The following is a 6,051-nucleotide window of genomic DNA, read 5'->3' as shown; positions in this document are numbered from 1 at the left end:
GTTTGCCTGGCCCAGTTCCCTGCCTCAAACAGTTACTGCCTTGCGGCCAGATGCTTTCCCTGCCGAAGACTGAGAAAATAATCCTATCTCGAGAAGAAAAGGAACGGCAGCGCAACCGTTTGATTTTTATGAATGACCCTAAGCCCATCTTTTCTTTATTCATAATTATAGTATCCTCCATAAGTTTTCAGCATTAACTATAACCATTCAATCTCTACAATCTTCTCTACCTTTTTAAACTCAGGGTCACCAGTGAGAATAACTGCGTCTTGTTTTATAGCAGTAGCAACTGCAAAGCAATCTGCATAAGAGATAGCAAATTTAGCCTTTATCTCTGCGGCTGTCCAAACTAAGTCTTCTGTAATAGTGATTATCTTAACTGGCAATAGCCTGAATGTATCAATAAAGATCTTAGCCTGCTCAATACCCTTAGCTCGAATAACCTTGTAATATACTTCACCTAAGTTTATCTGGCAGATAAATGATTTAATCTTGCCATCCCTGGCTTCTTCAAGCAAAGAAACTACCTTTTCGCTGCCAGATTCACCTTTTATCCAGACGAGAACAGGATAGGCATCAAAGACTATATTCTTCATCTTGTTTATTGTCCTTTTCCCTTTCTTCAAGAAGCTCATTTGCTAAAGAGCCGGGATAATCTTTAAATATCCCGGTCAATGTCTTAATTGGGTCATCTGGCAATGGGATAATCTCTATATGGTCTTCTACTGTTTTGACCAAAACCTTCATATTGGGTTTTATATTAACCTTCTTCCGTATCTCTTTTGGTATAACTACCTGAGATTTGGATGATACTCTAACGATAGCCATCTTATCTTACCTCCAAAAATAAGTTTTACTCTAATTTTAAGTATAACATTTTAAGATTAGTTTGTCAATAATAAGTTACTGAAACCACGGGAGGCTCGGGTAGATTCTGGCACTCGCCCTGGCACATCTCTCTTAAAATATACTACTTTTGCATACCCGCTATTTTTTATGCACTCTAAAAAACCAAATCACCTCGGAGCTATTGCAGAGTTTCTAATATCACTCAAACTTACCAGCTCGACCTCGACGGCCTCTCCACCTTTAAGCCCGGCACTTCCCTCCGCAATTACCTTCTCTCCTGGAGTCAACCCCTCTACTACCTCCACTAAGTCTTCCCCCCAGAGTCCTACTTTAATCTTCCTGCCTACGGCCTGTCCATCCTGAACCAAATAAACCATATCCTGGCCGGTTTCATCTCTGACGATGGCCTCCAATGGGATAGTAAGAACGTTGGTCTTCTGTTCAGTAACGATTCTGGCCGTGATGCTGCCCCCAAACATTAATTCCTTTCCCTTGGGGTTAATAGAAGCAGTGGCCTTCACCTGCGGGCACTCACCATCTCTTTCCACACTTGTCCCGATCTTTAAAATTCGTCCTGAATAATGGTGTGAGGTAAACCCTATAGTTTGCATCCTAACCTCCTGTCCCATCTTTACCCTTGATAGATCAAACTCATTCACCTTTAGTTCAGCTACTGCCTTATCCATATCAGCTATCTCAAAGAGAAGAACCTCCCCGTTTATCTCCTGTCCCTCCCTGATTCCTACTTTTATTATCCTTCCCTCTATGGGAGCAACTATATCCACCTTACCTAATTGCGGATAAATCTCATTCAACCTTCTTCTCAATCCCTCTACCTCATCCCTGGTTTCTGGTAGTTCTAAAGACTTTATCTGCCCCGCTGCCACCCGGATCAATTCCTTCTCAACTTCATTCAGACTCATCCGGCTCTTCTTCAGTCGTATTTCGGCATCTTCAACCCAAGACCGGTCCCCGGCCATCTCAGCATTTACCTTTGCCTTTTCTACCGCACTTTCTGCCTCAATAAGCTGCCCTTTGGGAACGGCCCTGGCTTCATAGAGCTTCTGACACCGGGATAGCTCTTTTTTGGCCTTCTCTACCTCTATGGCTGATGATTTCAACTCCCGTTCGTATTTTTTCCGGGTAGCATCTAAATCTCGTAAGGATATTTCAAAATCAATCAAGGCCAATTCCAGGTTCTTTCTGGCCGTCTCTATTTCCTTTTTATTAACCTCGTCAATAGTACAGAAAATGTCCCCGACCCTGACCATTGATCCTTCTTCTATTTTTAGAGACTTCACCCTTCCCTTTACCTCAGACTTTATCTCCCTGTAATTTAAGGTGTTAATCTGTCCACTGGCCAGCACCACTGAAGCTATCTCTCCCTTTTCTGCTATTACCGCCTTTACCTTGACCAATTCGCCCTTTTCTGCCGCCCCATTCTTCAGGACAGACAGACCAAAGACAACCACCACAGGCACAGCCATCGCCAGCAGAATCTTATTCATCTTTTTGGGCATATTCATCCTCCTTCATCGCTTCTTTCCAGGCCTCATATTCCTCCACCAATACCCCTTCAGCCTTAAACAGACCCACCATGTTGATAATCAAACTGATATTGGTCCGGTCAATGGTGTCCTTCATTCTGAACAGGGCCAGTTGGGAACGCAGCACATCATCGGAAGTGATCATTCCCTCTTCATACTTGATCTGGCTGATCTTGAAGCTCTCTTCGACTATCGACAGATTTACCTTGAGGATATTCAGCCTGGCTTCATCTGTTTTAATGGCTTCCACGATATTTTCGATCTCTTTTCTGATAGAGCGCTCCAGTTCCTGCCGGCTGTAGCGGGCCTGGTCCAGGCTAATCCTGGCGTTTTCAATACCGGTCTTATCCCTTCCCCCGTCCAAGAGACTAAAATCAACCGAGGCCCCTACCTGCCAGCTCTGAGAGGCATCATCAGTCAGGCCGGAAAATTTTTCGTTTGAGCCGCTCCTCTGGTATTTGCTGTTAAGACTGAGCCTGGTTTTATTAGCACTTACTGTTTCCTGCATAGAAAGCTCAGCCAGTTCCAGGTTAATGTCACTTTGTTTCAGGTCGATTCGATGGGTCATAGCCTTTGCCAGGGCATCTTCAAAAGAAGGATTTTCAACAGCTAAAAATTTAATGGCCTCCTCCGGCGAAGTAGTCAGCTCTATTTGGGTCTCTGTCTCCAGGCCCAACATCTCCAAAAAATCCAGCCGGTTCGACCTGAGGCTTCTCTTCAAGGCCATTAGATTAGCCTCTTCCTCAACCCGCTGGACCTTGATCTGGATCAGGTCCAGCTCGGCGATCTCCCCGGCCTCTAACCTGACCTGAGAAAGATTTAATAAATTATTGGTCAGATCAAACTGTTTCTCGGCCAGGTCCAGGGCCTGCCTGGCCTCAAATAACCTGAAGTAAGAGCTGATAGTCTGGTAGATCAGATTTTCCCTGGCCCGCTGAAAATTTAGCCGGGCATTCTCGTAACCTGTCTCGATCCTCCGCAGGCTGCCCTGCCCGGCCTTAATACCTGAGTGAGACAGAGGTTGACTCCAGCTTAACCCCAGGTAAGGACTGCTGGAATATTCTCCATCCCCTGACAGGGAATCCCGCCGGCTAAGGTCCATCCCGGCCGTAAAGGTAACAAAGCTTCCCCACTTAAAGGGAACCTGCAGATTCCAGGAAAGGTCCCCCTGCAGGCTTCTATCTCCGCTTTCAGAAGAAGATAATGTCCGGCTCCCTGTCTGATTTGCCCCCAGGCTCAAACTACTCTGGCTCTTATAGGCAGCCAGAGAAGACTGGCGAGATAGCTCGGCCGTCCTTAGCCCGTAAACATCCTGGTAGAGAAAATCCTGGTTATTCTCAAAGGCCAGGTCAACGGCCTCTATCAGATTAAGCTCTATGGGGGCAGCGCAAACTGTTTGAGCCGTCATTAGCCCAATGAAAATCAAGGTCAATATCCGGATCAGTCTCATAAAAATGCTCCCTTATAATTTTACCACAGAGGCTGCAGAAATCGCAGAAGATTTACCTCTGTTATTCTCTGCGCCCTCAGCGTCCTCTACGGTGAGCAATTGTCCATCCTTAAGCCGAATAGTCCGTCCCGCATAAGATGCCACCTCCACATTGTGAGTGACCATGACTATGGTCACCCCCCTCTTGTTTATCTCCCTGAAGATGTCCATTATCCTGGCTGCTGAAGTCGAATCCACGTTACCGGTCGGCTCATCAGCCAGAATCAAAGAGGGGTTATTCACCAGGGCCCTGGCAATGGCCACCCGCTGCCTTTCCCCGCCGGACAGTTCAGACGGCCGGTGGTGACCCCGCTTTTCCAGCCCCACCTGACTGAGCAGATCAGAAACAATCTCCTGCCTTTCTTTGACCCCGGCATAAAGGAGCGGAAGCTCCACGTTTTTAAAGGCCGAAAGCCTGGGCAGTAGGTTAAAGGACTGAAAGACGAACCCGATCCGCTTAAGTCTAACCTCAGCCAACTGATTATCATTAAATCTACTTACTTCTGCCCCGGCCAGCAAGTAAGATCCCGCTGACGGCCTATCCAGACAGCCGATCAGATTCATCAGGGTACTCTTGCCCGATCCGGAAGGCCCCATCACCGCCACAAATTCCCCCGGCTCTATCTCCAAAGACACCCCCTTTAAGGCCTCTACCTCGATCGGACCCATCTGATAAATCTTCTGTATCCTCTTCATCTGAATCATCTTAATCTAATCTCAGCGCCCTCTGCGGTAAATAGTTTCCTACTCATATCTCAAGGCCTCAATCGGATGTAATTTAGCCGCCCGATAGGCCGGATACAACCCCGAAATAATCCCGGTCATGGCCGAAAAGAACACCCCAACTGCAATAATCCAAATCGGGGTTGACAGGGGCAATTTAAAGATGGTCGAAATCAGCCTGGCCCCGGCCAATCCGATCCCCATACCGGTCAGCCCACCAAGAAGGCTCAAAAGCACGGCCTCGGTCAAAAACTGGGCCAGGATAAGCCGGGATTTGGCTCCAATGGCCTTGCGTATCCCGATTTCCCTGGTCCGTTCCGTCACTGTGACTAGCATGATATTGGCTATCCCTATGCCGCCCACTAAAAGCGAAATACCGGCAATAATTCCACCTACTAAGGCAACAATATGGGCTATCTTATTCGACCGTTTAATCAATTCCGCCGCCGAATTAACCCCAAATTCATCCCTACCCTGATGCCTCCTGGCCAGGACAGTAGTTATCTGCCTGATTCCTTCTGTACTGCCTACCCTGGCCGTAACCGCACTGAACTCCTGCCTGCCCACCATCTGCTGCAGGGTAGTCATAGGCAGATATATCTCCGCTTCCCCTTTTCCTCTCCTGGTCTCCTCTTCTTTAACAACTCCCACCACCTTAAATTCCACCCCACCCAACAGGATATCCTGATTCAGGGGATCAGCCGCTCCGAACAATTTCCTGGTCTCTACTCCCTCCTCGACTACACAGACCCGGCGGCAGAGAGAGGCATCTATTTCGCCAAGAAATCTCCCTCTAAAAATAGACAATCGGTTAATCTCCTCGTAGCCGGGAAATATTCCTGTCACAGAAAGTGTCATATGTCGGCCAGGACCGTTAGCCTCAAGAGCGGCGCTTATCTCCGGAGATATAGCCACCACCGCCGGACATTCTCTTCTAATAGCCTCCAGGTCTTCGGCTGAAAGCTTGGCCAGTGGTCTACCGGCCTTGTCTGTCTTGCTGGAATCAGGATAAATCCAGACCAGGTCAGTGCCCATCTCATTGATCTCACCCATAATCCTCTGCCGGCCGGCCTCGATAATGGAAAGCACTAACATAAGCGAGGCCACCCCAATAATAACCCCCAGGGTAGTCAAGGATGACCGCAAGGGATAGGAGAGAAAATTACTTATAGCCAGCTTGATTGTTTCGTAAATATTCATCTAATTATTGTAACTGGACAGTAGTAAGTTCTCAACTCGACAGTTAAAAGTTCTCCGTAAGCCATTGGTATTGTTGGTGTTTGTAAGTCGAGCCGCCTTTAGAGGTAAATGTCCTCTTCTAAATGGGTTAGGTTTGAAAACCCGTGAGAACTTTTAACTGTCAAGTTATTAAATTTCTTTGACAAGATTGGGCAACTTTGTTTGGTTTACCTCCAAAAGTGTCCGAAGTGTCCGAACACTGTC

At 47.2% G+C, this 6,051-nt stretch carries 6 protein-coding genes; all 6 read right to left on the bottom strand.

What is annotated here, in order from left to right:
- Positions 1-197 precede the first annotated feature (197 nt).
- Positions 198-596: a type II toxin-antitoxin system VapC family toxin gene (locus AB1797_12465; GenBank protein MEW5768410.1), complete on the bottom strand. Its 399-nt coding sequence runs from the start codon at positions 594-596 to the stop codon at positions 198-200.
- Positions 577-828, bottom strand: a complete 252-nt coding sequence (locus AB1797_12460; GenBank protein ID MEW5768409.1) for an AbrB/MazE/SpoVT family DNA-binding domain-containing protein — start codon at positions 826-828, stop codon at positions 577-579. Before AB1797_12460 ends, AB1797_12465 begins: the two co-directional genes overlap by 20 nt.
- A 188-nt stretch (positions 829-1,016) precedes the next feature.
- Complete coding sequence (locus AB1797_12455) at positions 1,017-2,369, bottom strand: efflux RND transporter periplasmic adaptor subunit (GenBank protein MEW5768408.1); 1,353 nt, start codon at positions 2,367-2,369, stop codon at positions 1,017-1,019.
- Positions 2,350-3,846 carry a TolC family protein gene (locus tag AB1797_12450; GenBank protein ID MEW5768407.1) on the bottom strand — a complete coding sequence of 499 codons (1,497 nt, stop codon included), beginning with the start codon at positions 3,844-3,846 and terminating at the stop codon, positions 2,350-2,352. Before AB1797_12450 ends, AB1797_12455 begins: the two co-directional genes overlap by 20 nt.
- A gap of 12 nt (positions 3,847-3,858) precedes the next feature.
- Positions 3,859-4,590, bottom strand: coding sequence for an ABC transporter ATP-binding protein (locus tag AB1797_12445; protein ID MEW5768406.1), 732 nt, complete (start codon positions 4,588-4,590; stop codon positions 3,859-3,861).
- Between the two features lie 39 nt (positions 4,591-4,629).
- Positions 4,630-5,808 (bottom strand): ABC transporter permease, encoded by a 1,179-nt coding sequence (locus AB1797_12440; GenBank protein ID MEW5768405.1) that lies wholly within the window; start codon positions 5,806-5,808, stop codon positions 4,630-4,632.
- Positions 5,809-6,051: the final 243 nt, after the last annotated feature.

It is taken from the genome of bacterium (assembly GCA_040753085.1).
Lineage (GTDB): Bacteria > UBA9089 > JASEGY01 > JASEGY01 > JASEGY01 > JASEGY01.
Note: the sequence above shows the minus strand (reverse complement) of the source record. Positions and strands in the feature narration are given on the sequence as shown.

Bases quoted from the DNA above. Each gene is read 5' to 3' on its own strand.
- AB1797_12465 (MEW5768410.1), bottom strand. From the start codon at position 596: ATGAAGAATATAGTCTTTGATGCCTATCCTGTTCTCGTCTGGATAAAA.
- AB1797_12460 (MEW5768409.1), bottom strand. From the start codon at position 828: ATGGCTATCGTTAGAGTATCATCCAAATCTCAGGTAGTTATACCAAAA.
- AB1797_12455 (MEW5768408.1), bottom strand. From the start codon at position 2,369: ATGCCCAAAAAGATGAATAAGATTCTGCTGGCGATGGCTGTGCCTGTG.
- AB1797_12450 (MEW5768407.1), bottom strand. From the start codon at position 3,846: ATGAGACTGATCCGGATATTGACCTTGATTTTCATTGGGCTAATGACG.
- AB1797_12445 (MEW5768406.1), bottom strand. From the start codon at position 4,590: ATGATTCAGATGAAGAGGATACAGAAGATTTATCAGATGGGTCCGATC.
- AB1797_12440 (MEW5768405.1), bottom strand. From the start codon at position 5,808: ATGAATATTTACGAAACAATCAAGCTGGCTATAAGTAATTTTCTCTCC.